Origin of the sequence: Hydrocarboniphaga sp. (genome assembly GCF_965279055.1) — a bacterium.
Classification (GTDB): domain Bacteria; phylum Pseudomonadota; class Gammaproteobacteria; order Nevskiales; family Nevskiaceae; genus Hydrocarboniphaga.
Genome location: NZ_OZ257125.1, coordinates 1,080,213 through 1,104,002, shown reverse-complemented (window position 1 = coordinate 1,104,002; position 23,790 = coordinate 1,080,213). Strand labels below are relative to the sequence as shown.

The window sequence follows — 23,790 nt, the reverse complement described above, 5'->3', positions numbered from 1 at the left end:
CCCACAAGTGGGCTACTCGGGACGAACGGATTTCATTGGGCGATTCAGAGAAATGGTGCATGGCTCAATTCACCAGCCGCAGCCAGGCCGTGCGCTCGAACCACTTGCCATACAGCGCGTCGTAGGCCTTGTCCGCATGCGCACCGGCGAGGAATTCGTTGAGCCAGGCGCGCCACTCCGGGTCGCCCTTGCGGATCGCCCAGCCCAGTTCCTCGCGCGTAAACGGTTTGGGCAGCAGCACCAGCTGGCCCGGATTGCGCGCGGCGTAAACCGCGTTGTACGGCAGGTCGTAGACGAAGGCGGACGCGCGGCCGCCGCGCACCTGCAGGATCGCCTCGGCCTCGGTCTCGAACTTCTGGATCGTCGCGTGCGGCAGGAACTCCGATGCGGCGACGTCGCCGGTGGTGCCGAGCTTGGTGACGACGATGTACTTGGGGTCGTTCAGATCGGCGACGCTCTTCACCGTGGCCGCCAGCTTGGGCTGGATCAGGATGCTCTGGCCGATGACGATGTAGGGGTCGGAGAAATCGACCTGCTTGGCGCGCTCCTCGGTGATCGTCATGCCCGACATCAGCACGTCGAATTTGGAAGTTAGCAGCGCCGGGATGATGCCGTCCCACTGCGTGTTGACCAGGGTCAGCTTCACGCCGAGCTTGCGCGCCATCAGCTTGGCCATGTCGACGTCGAAGCCGATGATGCCGCCGCGCTTGTCGCGCATCTCGAACGGCATGTAGCCGGCCTCGAGGCCGACCTTGAGTTCGCCGCGCGCGCGGATCTGCTTGAGCAGGCTGTCCGGCGCCGCCTCTTCGGCCCGCGCGCCGGCACTGCACAGCGCCAGCATCGCGGCCGTCGCCGTCAGCAAAACCTTGACCCATCGTCTGAATGCCACGCGCCCGTCACCCCGGTTTGGTCCGCTGCACAGCCTAGCATCGGTCATGCCGGATCGGCGCAGTCGGCACAAACCATCCGGTTGCGACGGCGACAGCCCAGCGGAAGTCTACCCAGGCGACCACTGCGGCCCTGCTCTACGATGGGGGCCCGTCCCACGCGAGAAGACGCTCTAATGGTGGATCGTCCCGAGCTGCAATGGATCGCCGGCCAGCTGCCGGCGATGCGCGACACGCTGCTGCAACTGGCGCACATCAACTCCGGCAGCTTCAATGCCGCGGGCGTCGACGCGGTCGCAGCAAAGCTGGACGCGCTGTTCGCGCCGCTGGGCGCCAGCAGCGAGCGCATTGCGCTGCAGCCGTTCCGTTCCACCGCCGACGACGGCAGCATCAAGGAACGCGCGATCGGCTCGGCGCTGCGGCTGCGCAAGCGCCCGGACGCGCCGCTGCAGGTTTTTTTCTGCGGCCACATGGACACGGTGTACGCGATCGACAGCCCGTTCCAGACCGTGCGCGAGCTCGACCCCGACCGCCTCAACGGCCCCGGCGTCGCCGATCTCAAGGGCGGCCTGCTGGTGATGTTCCTGGCGCTGTCGGCGCTGGAGCGGTCGGAGCATCGGGAGCGTATCGGCTGGGAGCTGCTGTTCAATCCCGACGAGGAAATCGGCAGCCGCGGCTCGGCGCCACTGCTGGCCGAGGCAGCGAAGCGCAACCATCTCGGCCTGATCTACGAGCCGGCCTACGCCGACGGCAACCTGGCCTCGGCGCGCAAGGGCAGTGGCAATTTCGACCTGGTGATCAAGGGCCGCGCCGCGCACGCCGGGCGCAATCCGGAAGACGGCCGCAATGCGATCGCCGCGGCCTCCGAGCTGATCACCGCGCTGAATGGCTTGAATGGCCAACGTGAAGGCCTGACGCTGAACCCCGGCTACGTTCGCGGCGGCGGCGCACTGAACATCGTGCCGGATCTGTGCGTGTTCAAATTCAACGTGCGCACCTCGCAGCCCAGCGACGAATGCTGGCTGCACGACCAGCTTGATCTGCTGCTGACGCGCGTGAACGTACGCGACGGCTATTCGGTGGAACTGCGTGGCGGATTCACGCGGCCGCCGAAAGTGTTCGACGAGAAAAATCAGCGCCTGGCCGCAATGATCGGCGATTGCGGCCGCGCGCTCGATCTGGACCTGCAGTTCAAACCCACCGGCGGCTGCTGCGACGGCAACAACCTCGCCGCGCACGGCCTGGCCAATGTCGACAACCTCGGCGTCGTCGGCGGCGAAATTCACTCGGATCGCGAGTGGATGCGGGTGTCCAGCCTGGTCGAACGCGGCCAGCTGTCGGCGCTGCTGCTGCTGCGGCTGGCCAGCGGCGAGTTGAGCTGGTCGTGAAGATGCCGATTACCACTACACATGTAGGAGCGGATCCCATCCGCGACTGTGCCGTCGCAGCCTCAGTCGCGGATAGGATCCGCTCCTACAGTGGCAACTTCAAAGATCCGCACGACAAAAAATGAAAATCATCCGCCCCATCCGCCTGGCCGATCTCGACGCCCTCGTGCACATGGCCGAGACCGCCGGCGCCGGCTTCACCTCGCTGCCGCCCTACCCCGACTTCCTGCGCCAGAAAATCGAGCTGTCGCTGCACAGCTTCGCGCATCCGGTGACCACGCCGGGCCACGAACGCTACCTGTTCGTGCTGGAAGAAAGCACGACCGGCGAAGTCGGCGGCTGCTGCGCGATCGAGGCCGCGTGTGGTCTCGATGAGCCGTTCTACAACTATCACGTCGGCGTCACCGTGCACGCCAACCGCGAGCTCAAGGTCTACAACCGCATTCCGACCTTGCACCTGAGCAATGACTACACCGCGACCTCGGTGCTGTGCTCGCTGTACCTGCGGCCGGAATTCCGCAGCGGCGGCGCCGGCAAGCTGCTGTCCAAGTGCCGCTTCCTGTTCATGGGCACATTCCCGAATCGCTTCTCGGAAAAAGTCATCGCCGAAATGCGCGGCGTCAGCGACGACGACGGCCGCTCGCCGTTCTGGGAAGGCCTGGGCCGGCACTTTTTCAGCATCGACTACGGCGAGGCCGAGCATATCGTCGGCATGGGCAACAAGGCGGTGATCGCCGAGCTGATGCCGCCGCATCCGATCTACTCGGTGCTGCTGCCGGCCGAGGCGCAGGCGGTGATGGGCAAGGTGCATCCGCATACCGCGCCGGCCTTGCATCTGCTGGAACAGGAAGGGTTTCGTTATCAGGGCTACATCGATATCTTCGATGGAGGCCCGACCGTGGAGGCGCCGTTGATGGACATCCGATCGAACCGAAAATCCGAAGTGCTGCCCTGTCGCGTCGTCGGCGGCGCCGCGCCGACCGGCGCCACGCATCTGCTGGCGAACACGCTGCTGCAAGACTTCCGCTGCAGCATCGCGCCGCTGGCGCCGGATGCGGACAGTGTCGCGATCAGCGCGGAAATGGCCGCCGGCCTGGGCGTGAGTTCCGGCGATCCGCTGCGCGTGGTGGCGTTATGAGCAGCGGCTGGCTCTATATCAACGGCGCGCGCCAGATGGGCACCGGCGCCGACTTCGTCAGCCTGGACCCGACCACGGCCGACGCGATCTGGGAAGGCAATGCCGCCAGCGCTGCCGACGTGCAGCGCGCGATGGAAGCGGCACGCGCCGCGTTCGCGAACTGGGGCTCGCTGCCATTCGCCGAACGCGAAGCGGTGGTGCGGTGTTTCGCGACCAGGCTCGAGGCGAACAAGGAAGCGCTGGCGCAGATCATCAGCCAGGAAACCGGCAAGCCACTGTGGGAGACGCGCACCGAAGTCGCGACGATGATCGGCAAGGTCGACATCAGCGTGAAGGCCAATCGCGAGCGCACCGGCGAGAGCGACAGCGACAACGCCGGCATCAAGCTGATGCTGCGGCATCGCCCGCATGGCGTGGTGGCGGTGTTCGGCCCCTACAATTTCCCGGGCCATTTGCCCAACGGCCACATCGTGCCGGCGCTGCTGGCCGGCAACTGCGTGCTGTTCAAGCCCAGCGAGCTGACGCCGCGCACCGCCGAAGAAACCATCAAGCTGTGGGAAGAAGCCGGCATTCCGCCCGGCGTGCTGCAGCTGATCCAGGGCGAGCGTGCGACCGGCGAAGCACTCGCACAGCATCCGGATCTGGACGGCCTGTTCTTCACCGGCAGCTCGCGCACCGGCCTGCTGCTGCAACAGCAGTTCGCCGCGCATCCGGGCAAGATCCTGGCGCTGGAAATGGGCGGCAACAACCCGTTGCTGATCGGCGAGATCGCCGACATCAAGCCGGCGATTTACGACATCATCCAGAGCGCTTATCTGTCCAGCGGCCAGCGCTGCACCTGCGCACGGCGGCTGTACGTGCCGAGCGGAAAAAACGGCGATGCGCTGATCGAAGCGCTGATCGCAGCGATCGCGAAAATCCGCATCGCCGCGCCCGATGCCGAGCCGCAGCCGTTCATGGGCCCGCTGATTTCGGTGCGCGCCGCCGACCAGATACTGGCCGCGCAGACCAAGCTGATCGCGCTCGGCGCCAAGCCCTTGGTGATGATGAAGCGGCTGCCTTTGGGCGCGGCCTATGTGTCGCCGGCGCTGCTCGACGTCAGCGCGATCGAGCATTTGCCGGACGACGAAAACTTCGGCCCGCTGCTGCAGCTGATCCGCTACGACAGCTTCGACAACGCGATCAAGCTGGCCAACCGCACGCGCTACGGCCTGTCCGCCGCGCTGCTGTCGGACAGCGCCGCGCAGTGGCAGCAGTTCGCCACGCAGATCAAGGCCGGCATCATCAACTGGAACCGCCAGACCACCGGCGCCAGCAGCGCCGCGCCTTTCGGCGGCGTCGGCCAGAGCGGCAACCATCGGCCGAGTGCGTATTACGCCGCGGATTACTGCGCCTATCCGGTGGCGATGATGGCGATCCCGAAGGCCGAACTGCCGAAGGCCCTCACCCCAGGCATCGAGCTTTGATCGTTACCCTCTCCCCTTGTGGGAGAGGGTGGCGCGAAGCGCCGGGAGAGGGGTTCACGCTCCGGGCGCACAACCCCTCACTCGGCCCTGCGGGCCACTCTCTCCCACAAGGGGTGAGAGGAACAGCATTGGCTGGAATCCAAGCATGACAAGTTCTCCCCACACTCCCGCCGTCGAAGCCAACTTCGACGGCCTGGTCGGCCCCACGCACAACTACGCCGGCCTGGCGCAGGGCAATCTCGCGGCCGCGAAAAACGCCGATCTGCCGTCGAATCCGCGCGAAGCCGCGTTGCAGGGCCTGGCGAAAATGCGCGCGCTGCACGACATCGGCATGGCGCAGGGCGTACTGCCGCCGCAGGAGCGGCCCAACCTGCCGGCGCTGCGCCGGCTCGGCTACAACGGCAAGGACCGGCAGGTTCTCGAGCGCGTCGCGCGCGAAGCACCGGGCCTGCTGGCCGCAGTGAGTTCGGCGTCGAGCATGTGGACGGCGAACGCCGGCACCGTTTCGCCGAGCGCGGACACCGCCGACGGCCTGCTGCACTTCACGCCGGCCAATCTGTGCAGCAACCTGCACCGCTCGTTCGAGCCCGAAACCAGCGGCCGCGTGCTGCGCGCCACCTTCCCCGACGCCGCGCACTTTGCCCATCACGACGCGCTGCCGGCGACGCCGGCGATGGGCGACGAAGGCGCGGCGAATCACACGCGGCTTTGCGGCGAATATGGCGAGCCCGGCCTGGAGCTGTTCGTCTACGGCGCCGGCAATGCCGACGAACCCGCACCCGGCAAATTCCCCGCGCGACAGACGCGCGCCGCCTGCGAAGCGCTGGCGCGTCTGCATGAGCTGAGCACCGGCAGCACACGCCAGCAGCTGCAGAATCCGGACGTGATCGACCAGGGCGTATTCCACAACGACGTGATCGCGGTCGGCAATCGCGAGGTGCTGCTGTATCACCAGGACGCGTTCGTCGATGCCGACGGTCTGCGCAACTGGATCAGCGCGCAGTGGCGCGGCTCGCGCACGCCGGTGTTTCTGGAGGTGTCGCGTGACCGCGTCAGCGTCGAGGACGCGGTCAGCTCCTACCTGTTCAACAGCCAGCTGATCTGCCCGCCCGACGGCAGCATGCGCCTGGTGGTCAGCAGCGAATGCCAGGAAAACCCGCGCGTCTGGGCGCAGATCGAGCAACTGATCGAGGACCGCGCCAACCCGCTGAGCCAGGTGCAGGTATTTGACCTGCGCCAATCGATGCGCAACGGCGGTGGCCCGGCCTGCCTGCGCTTGCGAGTGGTGCTGACCGAGGCCGAGCGCGCCGCCGTCAACGCCAACAGCTGGCTGACGCCGGAGCGCCACGCCGAACTCGTCGGCTGGGTCCAACAGCACTATCGCGACCGCCTGGTGCTGGCCGACCTCGCCGACCCGCAGCTGCTGGACGAAAGCCGCACCGCACTCGACCGGCTGACGCAGATCCTCGGGCTGGGCAGCATTTACGAGTTTCAGCGCTGAGATGCCCCAAAGTATCCAAAGCGGCAAAATGTCCCCCGCGGCGGGCGTTCGGAGGCGAACGGCCGGCAAGTAACTTGCTAGACCCCGATTACCCGTAAAATCGGGCTATCAACAAAACTCCAAGGGATCGCTTTGAATATCACCATTTTCGGCTCGGGCTACGTTGGCCTGGTCACGGCGGCCTGTTTTGCCGACGCGGGTAACGATGTGCTGTGCGTGGACGTGGATCCGGCCAAGGTCGAGCGGCTGCGCCGCGGCGAATGCCCGATCTACGAACCCGGCCTGGAGGACATGCTCCAGCGCAATGTGCGCAGCGGCCGCATGCGCTTCACCACGGTGGCCAGCGAGGGCGTCGCCCACGGCGTCTACCAGTTCATCGCCGTCGGCACGCCGCCCAGCGAAGACGGCTCCGCCGACATGCAGTACGTGCTCGCCGTGGCCAAGTCCATCGGCCAGTACATGGCCGAGTATCGCGTGGTCATCAGCAAGTCGACGGTGCCGGTCGGCACCGCCGATCGCGTGCAGCAGACGCTGGCCGCCGAGCTGAAGGCGCGCGGCGTCGAGGTGCCGTTCGACGTCGTCAGCAACCCGGAATTCCTGAAGGAAGGCGCCGCGGTGGCCGACTTCAACAAGCCGGATCGCATCATCTGCGGTACTTCGTCTGATCGCGCCACGGCGGCGATGCAGGCGCTGTATGCGCCGTTCAACCGCAACCACGACAAGCTCATCGTCATGGACGTGCGCAGCTCCGAGCTGACCAAGTACGCGGCCAACGCGATGCTGGCGACCAAGATCAGCTTCATGAACGAGATCGCCAACCTGGCCGAAGCGCTCGGCGCGGACGTGGAGAAAGTGCGCGTCGGCATCGGCGCCGATCCGCGTATCGGCTATCACTTCATCTACCCCGGCTGCGGCTACGGCGGCAGCTGTTTCCCGAAGGACGTCAAGGCGCTGGTGCACACCGCCGGCGGCGCGAACTTCGACGCGCAGCTGCTGCAGGCGGTGGAATCGGTGAACACGCGGCAGAAGACGCTGGTTTTCTCCAAGCTGGAGAAATCGCTCGGCTCGCTCAAGGGCAAGACCATCGCGCTGTGGGGCCTGGCGTTCAAGCCGCAGACCGACGACATGCGCGAGGCGCCGAGCCGCGACCTGATGGAAGCGGTCTGGGCCGCCGGCGGCAAGATCCGCGCGCACGATCCGGTGGCGAGCCACGAGTGCGAGCGCCTGTACGGCAAGCGCGACGATCTGATCCTGGTCGACACGCCGGAGGCCGCCTGCGACGGCGCCGACGCGCTGGCGATCGTCACCGAATGGCGCGTGTTCCACTCGCCGAACTTCGCGCGGCTCAAGTCGCTGCTGAAGAACGCGGTGATCGTCGACGGCCGCAACCTGTATGAGCCCAGCGTGCTCAAGGAAGCCGGCTTCCGGTACTTCGCCATCGGGCGTGGCGAGAGCTGAAGACCCGGTTGTAGGAGCGGGCTTGCCCGCGACTCTGCCCGTCCAGAGTACAGTCGCGGGCAAGCCCGCTCCTACACAACGCTCTCGATTTCCAGCAGTAGGAGCGGATCCTATCCGCGACTGAGACATTCACAGCACAGTCGCGGATAGGATCCGCTCCTACAACAGCGAAAGCGCGAACCGCATCGCAGACCGCAAGGGCGACTAAAGGCTTCACTGCCGCTGGATTCCAGCGGCAGAACGCCATGCTCAAGCCCCTAGCGTTTGCACTCGCGCTCACCGTGATCTCGGCAGCGTCGAACGCCGCCGACGCCCCGCCTGTCCAGCTCGCCGAGACCTACCATCTCGGCGACGCAATTGATCTCGACGCCTACTTCGTCAGCGAGAAATACGACGGTGTGCGCGCCTGGTGGGACGGCCGGCAATTGCTGACCCGCAGCGGGCAAGTCATCGCAGCGCCCGCATGGTTCACGGCGCATTTGCCGGCGCAAACGGTGCTGGAAGGCGAACTCTGGGCCGGGCGCGGCAAGTTCGAAGAGGCTTCCGCCACTGTGCGCAGGAAAATGCCCGACGACGAGCAGTGGCGCAAGCTGCGCTACATGATCTTCGATCTGCCGCAGAGTCCGGGCATTTTCGCGGAGCGCCTCAAGGCGATCGCGGCCATCGTCGGCGCCTGCGGCGATCCCTGGATCAGAACCGTGGAGCAGTCACGCATCGATTCGCAGGCCGATCTGCACGCACGGCTAGACGCGATCCTCGCGGTCGGCGGCGAAGGCCTGATGCTGCACCGGCGCGACTCACTCTACTCGGCCGGCCGCGGCCGCGATCTGCTCAAACTCAAGCCTTACGACGATGCGGAAGCAACCGTCGTCGGCTACCTGCCGGGCAAAGGCAAATACGAGGGCATGACCGGCTCGCTGTTGGTGCAGCGCGCCGACGGGCTGCGCTTCGCCGTCGGCGGCGGGCTGAGCGACGCACAGCGCCGACAACCACCAGCGATCGGCAGCACCATCACCTATACCTACAACGGCGAAACCGAAGCCGGCGTGCCGCGATTCGCGCGCTTTCTGCGCGTGCGCGAATCGCAGTAGCCATGCGCTAGAACAGCGGTCGCGTCACCGTCGATGTGCCGACCACCGAGCTGCTGCCGGCCGGGGCGGTATACGTCGCCGTGACGTTGGCCGAACTGGGGAATAGCCCGGACACGCCGGTGGCCAGGCCCTTGCTGCCGACATCATTGCTGACGGTGACCACCGAGGTGTCGCTGGACGCCCAGGCGGTCTGGTCGGTCAGATTCAGGCGTTCCGGATTGTCGTAGCCGCCGCCGGTGAAATTACCCTTGCAAGAGAACTGAAGCATCGCACCGCCCCTGAGGCTGGTGGTTGCCGGGGTCATGGTAATCGTCGTCAGGGTTTCGTTCGACACCACCACTCGCGCCTCCTGGGTGAGGGTGTCGAGCGTCGCGGTGATACGGCCGGTGCCGGCCTTGATACCGGTGAGGTAGCCCTTGGTTTCGACGACATCGCTGACGGTCGCGATATCGGGCGTCAGGCCCATCCAGGTGACGCTCTGGGTCAGATCCTGCTCGGATTCGTCCGAGTAATGCCCGATCGCGCTCAGATGCGTGGTGAAGCCAACCGGCGTGCGGCCCAACTCCGAGTCGATCTTGATCTCGATCGACGACAGGGTGGCCGTCACCACTTCGACGGTCGTGGTTCCAACGATTGCCGGCGTCGAATCGGTTGCAGCTGCGGTTGCAGTGACCGTGGCCGTCCCCGTCGCCACGCCGGTCAGCTCGCCCTGCTTTCCAACCTCATTGCTGATCGTCGCGAACGAGGTGTTGTCGACCGACCAGACCACTTCCTCGGTCAGCGCTTTGGTGCTGGCGTCCGAATAAGTACCGGTGGCGACGTATGTCAGCTTGGCACCAATGCCGACCTTGGTCGCGGCCGGAGTGACCGCGATGCTGGTCAGCTTGACCTCTGCAGGCGAGTCAGGAGCCTCATTGTCGGTCTTGACGCAGCCCGACGCAGCCAGAAGCACGGTCGCAGCCAATACACTCCAATACGCCGAGCGCAGATCCCATTTCATATCGACACTTATCCCCGATAGGCCAGCTATAAATTATTCAAGGCACCGTGCCAGCACGTGATCCGATCAAATGGACCCTCGCGAGGCAGGAGCAAGCCGCATGCTACATAGCCGGGCTACGCGCCACAAACCAAAAAACATCACCCCAAGTTGAATCTGCGCCGGTTGGGCACCCAAAATCGTGTGTAAGCATTTGCGCACACATGAGCCACGAATCACCTGGACCTGAAAACCCTGCAGAACTGGGCGTCTGACTCGCAAGTCACTATGCGTAATTAAATGAACGACATAGCACCATCTGCCGTTCATCCCTTGGGCTACACCGCCGGTCAGCAACCGACATAGTTGACCCGCGATTCAGGGCCGTGTTAAACAAGGATCGTGATGTAGCTTTAGGTCACAACTTTGACTGGCGCTGCATGGCTGGTATTTAACGAACCACATTCATCGGGAGCTTCAAAAATGTTCAAGTCCATCAAGGGCGCCGCCAGCCTCGCGCTGGTTGCCGCTTCGCTGTACGCGGGCAGCGCCTCGGCGCAGTCCCTGCCGTCTTCCCTCACGATCCCGGTCCCGGGCCTCCTCACCCTGAGCCTCAGCGGTCTGCCGACCACGCCGGTCATCAGCCTGAACCTGCTGACCACCCTGAGCACCCAGCCGATCGTCGGCGTCACGCTTCTGGGCAAGCCGCTTCTGAACCTCGAAGTCGGCAAGGTTGCCGTCCCGGGCGTTCCGGAGCCGGAAATGTTCGCGATGATGGGCCTGGGCCTCGGCTTGGTCGGCTTCGCTGCTCGTCGCCGTAAGCTGCAGGGCTAAATTCCTGTAGCTCTGTAGTATCTAAGGGCGGATGCCATATGGCATCCGCCCTTTTTTGTTGGATCGCTGTCGGAGACCCTTGTAACATGGTCTGCCGGCGCCGCTGTAAAAGCTTTCAACTAGCCGCGGCGCCGGCAACAATCCGTCCGCCGGCAGTCGAACCGTCACGAATTAATGTGATGCTGTTTTTGTTAGAAACGTCGCACCTCCGTCAGTCTTCGGATTAAAGACAGCAGAGCGTCTGGTACAGACCTTGCTGAACACAGTTTTCGAGGTCGATAACCGATCTCGCTCAGGGTACCCAAACAAAAAGCCAAAATGTCCAACGGACCAAGTATCGATTCGCCCGCCTACGGCGTTCTAGTTCATCGCCCCAAACGCAATGCAATCAACATCGGAGATTATGTCCAGGCCATCGCTGTAAGACAGGCGCTTGGAATCAAAGGCGACAGCTTTCTCCTCGAAAGAGAAGAACTCGCGACCTACGATGGGCCACCGCTACGTATCGTCGGCCAGGGCTGGTACTGCCATACCGATGGAGCTTGGCCGCCGTCGTCCAAGATCGACTATCTGCCCTTGGGAATTCACATTAACCCACGCAGTTACGAACTCTTTTTAAGACCGAACTCGCGCGCAGCCCTTGATCGCATTGCGCCAATCGGTTGCCGCGATCAGATCACAAAAGATTTCCTCGACAAGCATGGCGTCGGCGCATATTTCTCCGCATGCATGACGCTGACAATCCAGCCGTCGTCGGAGATCCTGCGTAAACCGAAAGCGATTTATCTGATCGATGCCAGTTCGGAAGCGATCAAGCTTCTGCCGACCGAGTTCAAGGGCCTGCCAGTTGTTCAGCTTTCGCACCTGATCCCGCAGGACCCAGCAAATCCGCCGAGCCACGAAGAGCTATTGAAGCTGGCCCAGGCGCGTCTTGACGAATACTACCGGGATGCCGCCATCGTTGTGACGAGCCGCCTGCACGCTCTGCTGCCGTCGATGGCAATGGGCATCCCTTGCCTATGGGTCGAGCGCCGCGTTTTTGATCGCCGGCTCGACCTGGCGCGACGCTACGCAAGGCGCAGCGTGTTTCCTCAGCCTGATCGCACCGGAAAGGCGGTGGCCGATCTCCTCGAGAAGTTCGTCCACCCGTTCTTCGCGATCCTCGGCTCGCGTGGACAGCAGGCCGCGAAGCTGAGAATCACGCCGAAGATGGACATGAAGGCAGAACGGGCACGCATCCTCGGCCTGCTGGCGACGGCGATGAAAAAGCACGGTTGGCCCACGGCCAGTTGATATCACTCAGCCTGACGACGCTACGTTCGCGAAGCGTCGTCAGGCCTGCACGCTTTAAAGCACCGAGGACTCGGCCAACATCGCGAGTCCTCGAGTACTAGCCGGCGATAAACTCTGCGAGATGCTCGATCAACGATACCTTGGAAGCCGACTGCCTGACATTGGGCATCTCTAACGTCGCACGCTGCCGGATCAGCTCCGACAGCTCCTGTTCGGTCGTCGCCGAATAGAACCCCGCTCTACCCGCCAGCTGCCTGACCGTCGCGAGTTGATGCTCGTTACGATGTTCACCGAGCTTGGCCAACCGAGGAAACAGGATGATGGGCTTGCGGTTACGTTGAGCCGACAACACCGAGCCAATTCCCGCGTGCGCCACGATCAGTTCGGCTTCCTGAAAATAACGCTCGAACTCCTGCGGCGCCAGATGAGCATGCGCCTCGAGCGTTGTCGACGAATAGCCGGCATCACCGGTCTGCGCGACGATCCTCACCTTCTGATCAGCTGCGATTTTTTCCAGCATGTTCAGCAGCCGCGGAAATGGTAGCTGCGTTCCCACCGTCGCGAAAATCACAGCACCGACCCTACATAGACGGCGCCGCTGGCCTTGGCGACGTGCTCCCATTGCGATACCCATAGATCTGCAAATCGTCTGGCCTGGCCGCCGGACATCGACAACTCTTCCGCGTTGGCGACACTGTCGACCCAGATCGTTTTCGCGCGCAGGAGCTTGCCGATCGCCAGCGCGATCACACCCGGCAGAGAGCCGGTGGTGATCACCACGTGAGGGCGATACGCCAGCATCAGCTGAAACAGCGACCAGAGGCAGCGTATCGCGTCGGTCTTTCGATCACGATTGCAGTCGGGAACGATCGTGAACACAGCCAGATGCTCACGCTGCGGCAGTCCTGGCAGCGTCGTCGCGTAGTGCACCTCGTGCCCGGCAAACGCGTCGCGAAGCTGCATCAGCTGCTCCCAGTGCCCCCCACCGGATGCGACCGCCAGTATTCTCCTTTGCTTCATTTACTCCCCGATCCAATCAGCGCTTTACAATTCACCGCTCTACGCAAATGCCGTACCGGCAAAAACGATGCTATTGAATTTGCAGGTCATCCCAATAAACACTCAAGGCATCGCCTCGCGATTTGACGTAGTCGATGACCTGCCTGGACGTGTAGAGCTTAAGCAGATTCAAATGCGTTAAACCTATCGGCGCCGGGTCAGCGGGATGATGCGTGAAATTGGTCTCAGCAAAGAGCGTTTTGGTTGCTCCGTCTTCCGGGGTCACCGTCATTTTGAACTGACCGGTCTTGTCGTCGCCTTCGACCCAGTAGTAGTCCAGCGTCATCCACTTCTCGGTCGGGATCTCGAAATCTTTGTTCACCGAGAACCAGACATCTTCCATGCCTTTATGTTTGACCACCTTGTCCATGGTCTGCGCCCTGACCGCGAAATACAGCGACTTGGCACTAGCATCGGGCTTGGTGATGTTCACGCTAATGCGAAAAGGATATTTGCCGCCGCCCCAGGCAGGATTGTCCCACCATTCCGAAACAGTCATCCAATCGATATCGCTAGGATAATCCTTAAGCAGCGCAAAGCTTTTCGTCAAAAACATTCGGACTGAGTAATGCACCTGGCGCAGATTGCGATTGTTGTACAAGTCCATCTGAACCCGACCTTTTGCCGGAACCCCCTGAGGGCTGCGAACGTTAGGCGATTGCAACCAGAACTGCAGGACGTGGTTGTCCGTATTGCCAGGCTCCGGAATGACCTTAGCGAAACGCTCGCTATTGACTCCGCCCTCGTATTCAATCTTCGGCACACCGAAAACTGACTTGCCGCCGGCAGCGGATAAAGATCGGCGGTTGCAGCTGGGAGATTTACCCAGCAGCTGGATCTTTGAATACTGAACATCACTATCGCCGTCGACAATAGACAGTCCTTCGAACGACATTGCGACGCTGCTTTTGTCCACCGTGTCGCACTTGAGTCTGGTCAGCACAGGGTCGCTTTCTTGCGCAGCATTTTTGCCCTGTGCAGATACCACTGGCGAGATCGTAAAAGTTAAGACGGCGAATAACGCCGAAAACAGCAGACGGACGACATGACGATAGTCCACAAGACCTCCTGAGCCCAACTGAGCAGTATCGATCTGCAGCATTACGCGGAAAGCTGAACCAGAGCTATATAACGCTTCGCAATATTTTCCCAGGACAGATGCTCCGCGAGCCTGTCTCGGGCCTCATTGGACGCCCGTTGCCATTCTTCCGTTGGGCGGGCATAAAAACTTTTAATAGCGTCGACGACGGCCTGGACGTCAACCGGAGCCGTAACGATCTCCAGCGCCATACCTTGCCGATACAATTCACCAAGTCCACCGGCCAAAGTGCCGATCACCGGACGCCCGCTCAACGCGGTGAGCACGGCGACACCACTCTGCGAACTGAAGCCCTGATAAGCCAGCAGCACGGCATCGATGCGGCTGAACAATGGCCCCAGATCGTCGTCGCTCAGAAATCTGGCGTGCACCTCTATTCCCTCTGATCGGCATTGTATGCGCCGCTGACATTCGTCCCAGTACTCCTTTTCGTTCTTGTATGGAGCGCCAGCGACAACCAATTTAGTCGGGTATCCCTCTGATCTGAGCAATTGAATGGCTTCGATGCACTCCAGCACGCATTTGTTTTTTCTCAGCGTTCCGAAAATCAGCAGCGTGTCGCTTGCCGGGATAGGTGCTAATCCTTCTATCTTGTAGACACCATGGGGAATGATGCTTATTTTTTCTTCAGCGATTCCGAAAATCTTGACCAGATCGTCCTTGGCGCTCTGCGTCAATGTCACCAAAGTTGACGCAAGTCGGTAAGAAAGCGCGTGGCCGAATTTTTCGACTGCCAATAGGGGGCCACGGAATTTCCAAGCGTGGGGCACCGCATCATGTACGACATAGATGACATGAGCCGACGTCAGCCGCAGCAGCAGGAACAGCGGGATCGTGAACAGTAAAGGCTCTGGTATCGACGCAATAAAAACCTTGCAACGTCGGCGTGCCATCAATACCGCCCAACAGCTCAGCACGACCCTGGCGGACGACACGGCGAATTTCCGCAACCACGTCGCCGAGCCTACAAGTTCGCGCGGCGGCTTGACGCGCCGTACGCCAGGATGGCTAGGCTCCCGATTGGCGGGCTCGGCAGGAGGCGCGACGAAAACCACCTCGGCCCCCTGCGCGCCAAGGGCTTGCGCTAGTTCTTGCGCGAACCAGCCCGCCCCGGATTTCCAGGATCGAGTGAACAGACAAATGCCGCTCATTGTGTCGCCATGAAATTAGAGACGGCCGCTTATCGTTGTATCAAAGGAGTGGGGCCAGCTTTCTGCTGGAAACTCCATTTATGTTATTGGTAAGGCTGCAGTCCGAAATCTATCGGTGCACTGCCGCCCCTCCACGTTGAATTCCTTGCCTCATGTGTCACGCTTGCAGAGGGCTTCGCTCCACAACGATTCCAATTGCGGATAGATAACATCGGCTGAGAATGCAGCATGATGAGACCTTTGTCCCGCTTCCGCCACCGCCCTCCGCGCCCCGGCATCATTCATTGTCGCGATCAGGGCCGATGCAAGTTCCTGCACATTGCCTGGGCTGATCAAGACCCCACGCCCTTCTGACAAAACATTGGGGATGCCGCCAACTCGCGTTGAGATAACACAATTACCGCGGGCCATCGCTTCGAGGATAAACATCGGCATCGCTTCGTCACGCGAAGGCAGCACCGCAATCTCCGCTTGGTCGAGCCAATGCATCAACTCCTGATGGGGAATCGCTCCGAGCCAGATCGCGTGGGGCAATTCCTTGTCATATACATCTACGTCCTTGACCGGGCCGGCGATGACAAGCTCCCAGTCAGCCTTGCCCACCAGTCGCCAGGCTTCGACCAGAACGTCCACTCCTTTGCGATGGCTAACACTGCCGCCAAAAACGATGATCTGGCGCTTCGGCCGGTCGATTCCCGTCACGACGGCATTTGGAATCAACCGAACTCGGGACGCGGGGACGAATTGCTGGGCGACCTGTTCGGACTCGGCACTCAGCACTAGCACCCGTGTTGCTGCGCCCAGGACGGCTCGTACGCGCGCCTGATGCTTCGCAGCGTAAGCGGCGAACTGGCTGCCATGAAGCTGCGCAATGGTGGCGAACCCACGCGCCCGCGCGATGCGCAACAGCAGCCCTTCTCTGACGAACGAGCCCCCCTGTGACAGATGTACGATCACAACGTTTTCCGCAGGATCCCGCAGCAGCGCAACACGCAGTACCGACTTCAGAAACAGGATCAGCGCCTTGGCGCTTTTGCTTCCATCTCGCGAACTGATCACCTTTATTCTGAACGACTTCCAGGAAGACCATGACACGTAGCCGTTGACCACCTGTGTCATTCCGCCAGCAACTTCACCGACACGCCCCACATGCCAAGCGGTACGCACACGAGAGGAATTCATTGGTTGGCCAATTTAAGGAAGCGAGTTATGTGCGCCACGGTGTCTGTTGGGTTATCTATAGGCTGACAGATTGGCGAACTCAGCGATTGATCAGCCTGAGGAGATCCCGACGCACGCCGTCAAGGGCTTCCCGTGCTTTCGGCAAGGCTGCCAGAGTTTGCTGTCTGCGGTTCACGCTTGCTTCCAAAACTTCACAGACCCGGGCCGCCGTCGGATTTGGAAGGGCGGCCGCCACGCTCTCCAGATCCAGTACTGCGAAATGACGGCCGACTTTTCCGGACGGCGTCGTCTCGGGGGCGACCGGAACCACCCCCTCGGTATACGCAGCAATCAACACATGTAAACGGTCGCTAACCGCCAGCACGCTCCGGGCGTAGATAGCGCGCAGCAACTGCTCCTGAGGTCCATGAGCATTTCCATCCCAATCGACCGCAACGCCGCCCATCGCTGCCGCAAGTTCTCGCGCGCGCCCCTCGTCTCCCAGGACCTGAGTGACAACTTCAATCCGATAGGCATTCTGCTTGGCGAAGGCGGTGATGCCTTCCAACCAGGCGCTTCCCAGCATCGGCCGATCGCCACGCATCGACACGACGACAGTATCTCGGATCTGCCCGTCGTCTGATCCCTGCTTTGCGTAAGCGCCTTCCCAGAAGGCGAGGTCCGGCATGACGGTCCCCTTCTGCAGATAATCAGCGGTAACGCCGTCACGCCAGTAAACCAGCTGGGACAATGCATTGGACGGATACATCAAAGCCCGCGGCAGCGGTAGAAAATTGCGGGCACCCGCCCCGATCCGCGCAACGCTGCCACCGAACGCTCTGACCAGCATTACCAACGGGAGCACTGCAATATGCTCCTTCATTCCGACTACGGTCAGCTGAATTTCGCCTGGCTTGAAGACATAGTGAGCCTGCCCTTTTAATGCAGCCTTCAGCGCCGCCCGATAGAACGTAGAAAAGGAAGTATAGATTTTGTCTTCCGGCAACAGGCCAAGACCGTCGATATAATCCTGCTCCGCTTTGCCGACGAAGATATGGAGTTCGCCGGCCGGCCGTAACCAAGACGCCAGTGGACGACGCAGAATAATGTCGCCGATATTGTGGTATTGGCCAATCAGGGGTAAAAAGATTTTCTTTTTGTTTTCCATAGTCACGGCGCGCAGCGATCGAAGACCGCGTCAATTTCCTTAACGATATTTCTACGACGGTCCCGCAACCGATTTACCCTATTCATCGAAGCCAGCTCATTGCTGAAAAGATCCCGCTCGGAATTCGCCTCGCCCATTCGAACGACTTGCTGCGAGAGCACTAGCAGCCTCTGTGCCGCTATGCCTACGGCTGCGAAGCGAATCCGGACGCAGTAGTCTCCATCCGTCAGTGAGCCGAGTGCCTCAAGCGCCGACGAAACCCGGCTTTACACGCCGATCGGCACGCTCAGCATTCGCCACTATGACCGAAGAATGCCGCCGATCTCGTGACCGTTCCACGACTTTCGCGATTTTGCCGTACGACAGGGACATGCCAAACAGAGCCATTGAGAAGCCGACCATGCCGGGACTCGAATACAGCGCTGACGTCAGTGAAATACCGAATGGAACAATCTGACCTATGAACGCGTATGCCCGAAGACGACGGTGGGTTTCGTCCGTTGTATCGAATATTTTAAGCCAGGTATAGCAGCAGATAACGATCGGAATAAGGAACAAGATCGAAAAACCGAGCCAACCGAGTTCCGCTACGTAGTTGGGCCAATAAGTATCGAGCAGAAACTTATCAGCCGCATACCACCAGTACGCGCCATAGCCAAGGTATTCATAAAGATTGCGATCGAAAAGTCGGGCGCCGTTGCCAGCGAAAGTTCCAAACCCGGTGCCAAACGGGAAATAAGTATTAGCCAATCGAATGGAGTCGCCGACGAAAACCGGGCGAGCTGCTTCAATGGGGTTGAAGGAAGGCAGAAAACCCCATTGCTCGCCCAGGATCTGCAGCAGCTTGGGACCCAGCAGAAGACCGATCAGCGCGAAGGCAATAAAAAGCACTGAGAAAGACAGGAAGAAGGCCTTCAATGGGCTCTTGACCTTCAATGCAACGGTGACTAGTCCCAAGGTGCCGAGCACAGTCGCGGTCTCTTGCCGCTGACCACTGAGAATCAGCAAAACAAAGAGTACCACTGGCAGGCTGTAAGCGAGTAATTTCTTTTCCGAGCGACGTTGCAACGCAAGGACCCATGCAAAACCACAGAAAACCGACGCAAAGTAAGCGAGCATTGTCGAAATGACGAAAGGCCCGGTGCCGCGTGGGAGGTGGCCACCCACCAGCGGATTACCGATGTGCCCGTCCTCGAAAAGACGGCTGCCGAAGAGCCGATAGTAGGTACCCGGCGCACCAAACTGCAGCACAAGAAACAACGATACGATGATTACGAACGCAATCATCACCTGCACCAATCGTTTCTCACCGTATTGATCCCAGCCGATGCGAAAACCCATCAATAGCATCAACGGCCATCTGGCGTTGTAAAGGAACTGATAAATCGCTGCTTTCGGATTTGTAAACTCGGAAAAATACGTGCTGATCAATCCGAGAAGGACCGCGATAGCGAAGCAGCAAGTCACGAAATACATGATTCTCGAGACTCTAAATGCTTGCGGAATGCTGGCAACAATGAACGGAAGCGACAAAAAGAGAGCCACATCGGAAAGCCAACCCAGCGGCACCGGAACGATCAGACCCAAGGCATCGATGCCGACAGACGTAGCCACAGCCGTCCAGAAGAAACCCTGCGCCCCGTACTTGAATGGCGAGAAACCATAAGCAATCAAGAACCAGGTGATCGCCCCCAGGAAGACCAAGCCGGCGGCGAGCGGCACGCCGAAACCGGCGCCGACAATCAATCCGACGAGCAGGACGGCCAAAATCAACGGAACTATTACGCGCACGCGACCACCCCTCCCCGATCCTCGTCCTCGCCATCTACGGCTGTCCGCGATAGAACAGTGTCGTCGCTGTAATAAATCACGGCTGCTTCACCAGAAAAAAACTTTACGCTTCGCGAGGCTATTGACCAAGTCTCGTTCAGCCGCGCTGAAAGGTCGAACAACCAGGGCCACCAGCAGGAAGGTGATCCCGCATACGACAAAGGCGGCAGCTACACCTAATTTGCCGTCAGGCAGCCCGGCGAGCGCTGCCTTGGCCGTCGCGATGGAGCACAGCGAGGCGAAGATCACTCGCAGATTTCCTTTCCAGTCGAACTGAAGCGGAACGCCGATGCGGTAGAGCGAGTAACCAACCCAGATGCACCAGAAAATTTCGCTGAAGACCAGGCCTATGCAGAGGCCGCTCGGCCCCATCGTGCGACTGGCGTAGGTGCCGATAGCCAGGCCGCCGAGACCCAGCACCGTGGCGAAGAAAGTCGAGGCGCCGATCTCCATGCTTTGCGCAACCATCTCGACGATGACACGCATCGCCTTGGCCAACACGATCAGCGTGAACAGGAACAGATACAGACCTGCGTCCGGGAAATGTCCGCCTGTCAGTTCCGTGGCGACTTCCTCGGCGCCGGCCAGAATGAAGGCCGCGACCGGAGCCAGCATGAATATGTTCAGCTTGAACAGAAAGTTGGCCATGAACGGCAGCCGGGTCTGATAGTCCTGCCTTCCGCGGGCGGCGACAAAAAGAGGCCGGATCGCGCTGATCAACAGATAGACTGGCAGATAACGCTGCAGCATCGTCGCGAAAGTGGCCGCAAAACCGAAGGCGCCGATCTGCAAGGCACCGAGTGTCTTGGAGGCGATCAGCTTGATCGTGTCCGGACCGTAGCTCAGATAGATGATCTGGCCGAAATACGCCGGGATCGAGTAACGCAACATCCTGCGGGTAGTGAGGACGATGTCGCTGGCGTTGGGCGCATTGGTTGCGCGGCGGCTGGTCACACCCAGGTGCAGAACCTTGTACAGCGCAAAGCAGCATCCGATGCTGCTCGCGGTCAGGTCGATCAAAACCCAATGATGGAAATCGATAGACGAGCCCGCCGAGTGCGAGACGACGATCGCCAGCAGCGCGAAGCGCAGACCCGTCCTGAGGACCATCGATATCTGCGAGACGCCCTGCATCATCAGCGAGTTTTCGCAGAGTTCCAGGTATCGCGCCGATCCTTCAAAGAAAATGACGACGAGGTACAACTGGAAGGTCGATACGTAGTCTTCGAAACCGAAAACATCGGCAATCTGCCTGGAAAAAACATAGACCAGCATCAGCGCCAGCGCCAAGGTCGCCAGCCGCAGCGAAACGATCTTGATCAGCAGATGGCCGAGTTCCTTGACCTGACCTTTTGATCTCAGCTCCGGGATGTAACGCAGCGCAATGATCGTCAGGCCCAGACTCGAAGAAAGCTGTATCACTTCGAGAGCGGCAAGAAATGCGACATAGACGCCATACTCGGCCGGCTTCAGCGCGCGGACCAGCAGCATGATCAAGCCGAAACCGAGCAGCATGCCCACCGCTCTGCCGGTCGCGAAATGCTTCAGGCTGGTGCGCAGCTGCGCTTTTGAGTAAGCAGGATCCATCAGCAAAGACCGCTCGACATGCCAGGAGCGCGATTATTCAGTGCAAACATGTCAATCACTGCGATTTCGTCATTGACGATCAATGCCCTGCGCTGAAGTAAATGGTGAATGGGGTTGGCTTGCCGACAACGAACACACAGTGCGCGATCAGTTCGACAGGCCCGTCAGTCGCTTCAGATCCTTGGCGCTCAGGGCACGCGTCAACTCCGAGATGAACTGGTCCTGCAGCCTGTAGGCCTCAGCACTGTCCCTGCCGATCGACGATACGCGGAACAGCACCGCATCTGCCTTGACGCCTTGAAACGCGTAGGAGAACTCGATTTTCTTGCGAGCGTACTTGTCAATCGCCGCATGCTCGCCGAGCATCATCCAGTAGGTAACGGGCTCGTAGCGCTGGGAACCCTGCAGGGTCTCCAGGCGACGCAAAGGCAGCTGACTTCCGAATAGCGGCGTCGAATCGTTTTTGATCGAAAGCACTTTGAAACCCTGGGCGGGGTAGCACACCTCGGGATAATGCAATGCAAGGCCGTCGCTCTGGTCATCGCCATACGAAACCGACAGCATCACCATCTGCTCTTTCGAGTTGACGTAGGTACGTGACAACATTTCCTTGTAGATTTTCTGCAACAGAACCTCTTCTTGAGGATTGATAACCGCGCCTTGGGATATCTTGTCGACATGCCAGTCGCCGAACGTTTGCGGTATTGCCTGTTCCAGATGAGGTGAGCCCAGGATATCGGCGAGCCGCTCCTTCGGCACCATCGCCCAAGCGGCCAGCGAAAAGGCCGTCATCAAAGCGCCGCAAATCAAGCCTCTCAAGGTGTCAACGCGCATCGCGACCACCATCGGCACGCGCCGGCTTTCTGATCACGGCGGAGCCAGCACGCAGCAGCGAATCGATCAAAATCAATAGCAGCAACGCGCTGACGAACAACAGCATGCCGGCAAAGCCGTGCAAAAATCCTTGCCCGACTTCATCCCCAAAATAGTAGGTCAGCAAAATCAGGACGATCACGCGAATCGAGTTCGCCATGAAACTGATCGGAACCACCAGAATGGCCAGCGCAATATTGCGGATTGCGGAACTCGACTGGACCACGTTCAGATACAACAAACCCATCGCTTCCAACACAAACAGGGTATGCAAGCCGGCGCAAGCGTCGGCCACCAACAATCGGTACTGCCCGATCTGCAGGATCACGCCGGTACGCGCAATCGGATAACCGGCCCAGTAGAGAATGTGCTCGGAGACCGATGACACGGCCAGTTTCATCGGCTGTGTCATCGAGTCGATGATCGGTGCGGGCAGCGGAATCATGAACAGCATGAAAAACAAGGGGAACCAGACCACACGCAGCCGCCGGTAGCCATGCAACAGCACCACGACGCCGATCAGCAGGGGCACCATTGCCCCCACTTCAAACAGCAGAATGCTCAGGACCCGACCCACGACGTAGGTCGCGCCGGCCAGCACGATGATCGTCCAGCCCAAACGCGGCGCCGGCTCGCTCGAGTCGGGCGAGATCAGCTCGCCCCATTTGCGCCAGACTAGCCAAACTGACAGGCCCAGCACGATGGGGCCCTGCCCCTGTTTATCGCTGGTCCAGATAGTCTGGAACAGGGTCACGAAGGTCGGCAGATACATGCAGGCCAGACCGATGCCGACCAGCAGCCAGGGGAGCTGCTGCGGACCCAACCAAGCCGAGTACGCCGACCGATCGGCGAGCGCGGGCGTAGTCTTGTTCTTTGATCTCATTTCATCTCATCCGTCGCGCGGTCAGTCGAGCAGGACGGACCCCGCGAGTTCGACTGAAGAGCGGTGCAGCAATGTCGTGTACTGATCAAACAGCGACAGCTTGCTGTAGTTCTTGCGCGCGACAAACAGCGCACTGCCCGCACGGGCGGCAATCGCTTCGGCGTCGGCTGCATCTTCCAGCGCTGGCGAGTCGATCAAAATAACGTCGTACTCTTCGCGCAGGCGTTGCAGCAACATCGCAAATTCGATCTTGCCCACCAGTTCCTGCGGGTTCGGCGGCAAAGTTCCCGATGGCATGATCGATAGATTCGGGAAGTCAGGGCACTGGTAAATCGTTTCGAGCCCGGCGAGCCCGGCGATCACGTTCGACAATCCGTTCTGATTGCGGATACCAAACATCGAATGCTGCCGAGGATTGCGCATGTCGGCATCGATGATCAGCGTGCGCTCACCCAACTGCGAGAAGAGCACCGCCAGATTAGCAGTCAGCCAAGACCGGCCTTCGCTGCGGCTCGGGCTGACAATCGCCAGTGCCTTACCCGACTGAGAATCGGCCAGCCAGTTCAGCAACAACCGGCTGCGAACACCGCGAAGAGCCTCGATCTGACGAGAATATGGCCGATGCCCCGCGGCGACTTCTTTGGTGACGACGCTGGAATCGAGAATGGGATACGGATACTCAAACTGGCGTGACAACGCAAAGGTAATGTCCTTCTGCGTCAGCAGGCCCATCGCCTTGCCGGTCTCGCTGAAATCGGCCCCGGTTTGCTTCTGCCGCTCGAGAATTTCCTCGGATTTTTCGGGTGTCAGACGGCCCGACGCAATCAGGATCGCGGCGACCGAGCGATCCTTGGGACGGTGGATCTTGATGTCATTCCCATGCTGGGAATCAGAGTCACTCACAGCGCACCTTTGTTCACTTAATAAGGAAATCCTGATCGTTA

Annotated in this window: 20 protein-coding genes and 1 pseudogene; 8 read left to right on the top strand and 13 right to left on the bottom strand. The window is 60.6% G+C overall.

Features of this window, described 5'->3' with window-relative positions; genetic code table 11:
* Positions 1–64 precede the first annotated feature (64 nt).
* On the bottom strand, positions 65–841 hold the full coding sequence (locus ACQZF9_RS05100; RefSeq protein ID WP_428313369.1) for a transporter substrate-binding domain-containing protein: 777 nt from the start codon (positions 839–841) through the stop codon (positions 65–67).
* Positions 842–1,063: 222 nt separating this feature from the next.
* On the opposite strand from ACQZF9_RS05100, the gene ACQZF9_RS05095 reads away from it, so the two are divergent.
* From ACQZF9_RS05095 to ACQZF9_RS05070, 6 genes are all read left to right on the top strand, one after another.
* Positions 1,064–2,275 carry a hydrolase gene (locus ACQZF9_RS05095; protein WP_428312179.1) on the top strand — a complete coding sequence of 404 codons (1,212 nt, stop codon included), beginning with the start codon at positions 1,064–1,066 and terminating at the stop codon, positions 2,273–2,275.
* Between the two features lie 121 nt (positions 2,276–2,396).
* Positions 2,397–3,413 carry an arginine N-succinyltransferase gene (gene astA / locus ACQZF9_RS05090; protein ID WP_428312178.1) on the top strand — a complete coding sequence of 339 codons (1,017 nt, stop codon included), beginning with the start codon at positions 2,397–2,399 and terminating at the stop codon, positions 3,411–3,413.
* Positions 3,410–4,879 carry a succinylglutamate-semialdehyde dehydrogenase gene (gene astD, locus ACQZF9_RS05085; RefSeq protein ID WP_428312177.1) on the top strand — a complete coding sequence of 490 codons (1,470 nt, stop codon included), beginning with the start codon at positions 3,410–3,412 and terminating at the stop codon, positions 4,877–4,879. Before astA ends, astD begins: the two co-directional genes overlap by 4 nt.
* Positions 4,880–5,024: 145 nt before the next feature.
* Positions 5,025–6,380 carry an N-succinylarginine dihydrolase gene (gene astB, locus ACQZF9_RS05080; protein ID WP_428312176.1) on the top strand — a complete coding sequence of 452 codons (1,356 nt, stop codon included), beginning with the start codon at positions 5,025–5,027 and terminating at the stop codon, positions 6,378–6,380.
* Positions 6,381–6,512: 132 nt separating this feature from the next.
* Entirely contained in the window at positions 6,513–7,838 is a 1,326-nt protein-coding gene (locus ACQZF9_RS05075) for a UDP-glucose dehydrogenase family protein (protein ID WP_428312175.1), read from the top strand.
* 245 nt (positions 7,839–8,083) lie between these two features.
* Positions 8,084–8,929 carry a DNA ligase gene (locus ACQZF9_RS05070; RefSeq protein ID WP_428312174.1) on the top strand — a complete coding sequence of 282 codons (846 nt, stop codon included), beginning with the start codon at positions 8,084–8,086 and terminating at the stop codon, positions 8,927–8,929.
* A 7-nt stretch (positions 8,930–8,936) separates the two neighbouring features.
* On the opposite strand, the gene ACQZF9_RS05065 is transcribed toward ACQZF9_RS05070, so the two are convergent.
* Entirely contained in the window at positions 8,937–9,929 is a 993-nt protein-coding gene (locus tag ACQZF9_RS05065; protein WP_428312173.1) for an Ig-like domain-containing protein, read from the bottom strand.
* A gap of 717 nt (positions 9,930–10,646) precedes the next feature.
* Here ACQZF9_RS05065 and ACQZF9_RS05060 point away from each other — a divergent pair.
* Together ACQZF9_RS05060 and ACQZF9_RS05055 are read left to right on the top strand one after the other, a co-directional pair.
* Positions 10,647–10,742: pseudogene (locus ACQZF9_RS05060) on the top strand (PEP-CTERM sorting domain-containing protein); the annotation flags it as partial.
* A gap of 318 nt (positions 10,743–11,060) precedes the next feature.
* Complete coding sequence (locus ACQZF9_RS05055) at positions 11,061–12,035, top strand: polysaccharide pyruvyl transferase family protein (protein WP_428312172.1); 975 nt, start codon at positions 11,061–11,063, stop codon at positions 12,033–12,035.
* A gap of 97 nt (positions 12,036–12,132) precedes the next feature.
* On the opposite strand, the gene ACQZF9_RS05050 is transcribed toward ACQZF9_RS05055, so the two are convergent.
* From ACQZF9_RS05050 to ACQZF9_RS05000, 11 genes are all read right to left on the bottom strand, one after another.
* Positions 12,133–12,555: a glycosyltransferase gene (locus ACQZF9_RS05050; RefSeq protein WP_428312171.1), complete on the bottom strand. Its 423-nt coding sequence runs from the start codon at positions 12,553–12,555 to the stop codon at positions 12,133–12,135.
* 47 nt (positions 12,556–12,602) lie between these two features.
* Positions 12,603–12,998, bottom strand: coding sequence for a hypothetical protein (locus ACQZF9_RS05045; RefSeq protein ID WP_428312170.1), 396 nt, complete (start codon positions 12,996–12,998; stop codon positions 12,603–12,605).
* A 127-nt stretch (positions 12,999–13,125) separates the two neighbouring features.
* Positions 13,126–14,196, bottom strand: coding sequence for a hypothetical protein (locus ACQZF9_RS05040; protein ID WP_428312169.1), 1,071 nt, complete (start codon positions 14,194–14,196; stop codon positions 13,126–13,128).
* Entirely contained in the window at positions 14,196–15,344 is a 1,149-nt protein-coding gene (locus ACQZF9_RS05035) for a glycosyltransferase family 4 protein (protein WP_428312168.1), read from the bottom strand. The genes ACQZF9_RS05040 and ACQZF9_RS05035 overlap by 1 nt, the downstream gene beginning before the upstream one ends.
* Before the next feature lie 150 nt (positions 15,345–15,494).
* Positions 15,495–16,463 (bottom strand): glycosyltransferase family 4 protein, encoded by a 969-nt coding sequence (locus ACQZF9_RS05030; protein ID WP_428312167.1) that lies wholly within the window; start codon positions 16,461–16,463, stop codon positions 15,495–15,497.
* Between the two features lie 142 nt (positions 16,464–16,605).
* Positions 16,606–17,673 carry a polysaccharide pyruvyl transferase family protein gene (locus tag ACQZF9_RS05025; RefSeq protein WP_428312166.1) on the bottom strand — a complete coding sequence of 356 codons (1,068 nt, stop codon included), beginning with the start codon at positions 17,671–17,673 and terminating at the stop codon, positions 16,606–16,608.
* 243 nt (positions 17,674–17,916) lie between these two features.
* A complete protein-coding gene (locus tag ACQZF9_RS05020; protein ID WP_428312165.1) occupies positions 17,917–19,446 on the bottom strand; it encodes a hypothetical protein in 1,530 nt (509 codons plus the stop codon).
* Positions 19,447–19,551: 105 nt separating this feature from the next.
* Positions 19,552–21,090 carry a lipopolysaccharide biosynthesis protein gene (locus ACQZF9_RS05015; protein WP_428312164.1) on the bottom strand — a complete coding sequence of 513 codons (1,539 nt, stop codon included), beginning with the start codon at positions 21,088–21,090 and terminating at the stop codon, positions 19,552–19,554.
* Between the two features lie 147 nt (positions 21,091–21,237).
* On the bottom strand, positions 21,238–21,936 hold the full coding sequence (gene epsI / locus ACQZF9_RS05010) for an exosortase-associated protein EpsI, B-type (RefSeq protein ID WP_428313368.1): 699 nt from the start codon (positions 21,934–21,936) through the stop codon (positions 21,238–21,240).
* Positions 21,914–22,846, bottom strand: coding sequence for an exosortase B (gene xrtB, locus ACQZF9_RS05005; RefSeq protein ID WP_428312163.1), 933 nt, complete (start codon positions 22,844–22,846; stop codon positions 21,914–21,916). The genes epsI and xrtB overlap by 23 nt, the downstream gene beginning before the upstream one ends.
* A 21-nt stretch (positions 22,847–22,867) precedes the next feature.
* On the bottom strand, positions 22,868–23,749 hold the full coding sequence (locus ACQZF9_RS05000) for a polysaccharide biosynthesis tyrosine autokinase (RefSeq protein ID WP_428312162.1): 882 nt from the start codon (positions 23,747–23,749) through the stop codon (positions 22,868–22,870).
* Between the last annotated feature and the right edge of the window lie 41 nt (positions 23,750–23,790).

Bases quoted from the DNA above. Each gene is read 5' to 3' on its own strand.
- ACQZF9_RS05100 (WP_428313369.1), bottom strand. From the start codon at position 841: ATGCTGGCGCTGTGCAGTGCCGGCGCGCGGGCCGAAGAGGCGGCGCCG.
- ACQZF9_RS05095 (WP_428312179.1), top strand. From the start codon at position 1,064: ATGGTGGATCGTCCCGAGCTGCAATGGATCGCCGGCCAGCTGCCGGCG.
- astA (WP_428312178.1), top strand. From the start codon at position 2,397: ATGAAAATCATCCGCCCCATCCGCCTGGCCGATCTCGACGCCCTCGTG.
- astD (WP_428312177.1), top strand. From the start codon at position 3,410: ATGAGCAGCGGCTGGCTCTATATCAACGGCGCGCGCCAGATGGGCACC.
- astB (WP_428312176.1), top strand. From the start codon at position 5,025: ATGACAAGTTCTCCCCACACTCCCGCCGTCGAAGCCAACTTCGACGGC.
- ACQZF9_RS05070 (WP_428312174.1), top strand. From the start codon at position 8,084: ATGCTCAAGCCCCTAGCGTTTGCACTCGCGCTCACCGTGATCTCGGCA.
- ACQZF9_RS05065 (WP_428312173.1), bottom strand. From the start codon at position 9,929: ATGAAATGGGATCTGCGCTCGGCGTATTGGAGTGTATTGGCTGCGACC.
- ACQZF9_RS05055 (WP_428312172.1), top strand. From the start codon at position 11,061: ATGTCCAACGGACCAAGTATCGATTCGCCCGCCTACGGCGTTCTAGTT.
- ACQZF9_RS05050 (WP_428312171.1), bottom strand. From the start codon at position 12,555: ATGCTGGAAAAAATCGCAGCTGATCAGAAGGTGAGGATCGTCGCGCAG.
- ACQZF9_RS05045 (WP_428312170.1), bottom strand. From the start codon at position 12,998: ATGCAGCTTCGCGACGCGTTTGCCGGGCACGAGGTGCACTACGCGACG.
- ACQZF9_RS05040 (WP_428312169.1), bottom strand. From the start codon at position 14,196: ATGCTGCAGATCGATACTGCTCAGTTGGGCTCAGGAGGTCTTGTGGAC.
- ACQZF9_RS05035 (WP_428312168.1), bottom strand. From the start codon at position 15,344: ATGAGCGGCATTTGTCTGTTCACTCGATCCTGGAAATCCGGGGCGGGC.
- ACQZF9_RS05030 (WP_428312167.1), bottom strand. From the start codon at position 16,463: ATGACACAGGTGGTCAACGGCTACGTGTCATGGTCTTCCTGGAAGTCG.
- ACQZF9_RS05025 (WP_428312166.1), bottom strand. From the start codon at position 17,673: ATGGAAAACAAAAAGAAAATCTTTTTACCCCTGATTGGCCAATACCAC.
- ACQZF9_RS05015 (WP_428312164.1), bottom strand. From the start codon at position 21,090: ATGGATCCTGCTTACTCAAAAGCGCAGCTGCGCACCAGCCTGAAGCAT.
- epsI (WP_428313368.1), bottom strand. From the start codon at position 21,936: ATGGTGGTCGCGATGCGCGTTGACACCTTGAGAGGCTTGATTTGCGGC.
- xrtB (WP_428312163.1), bottom strand. From the start codon at position 22,846: ATGAGATCAAAGAACAAGACTACGCCCGCGCTCGCCGATCGGTCGGCG.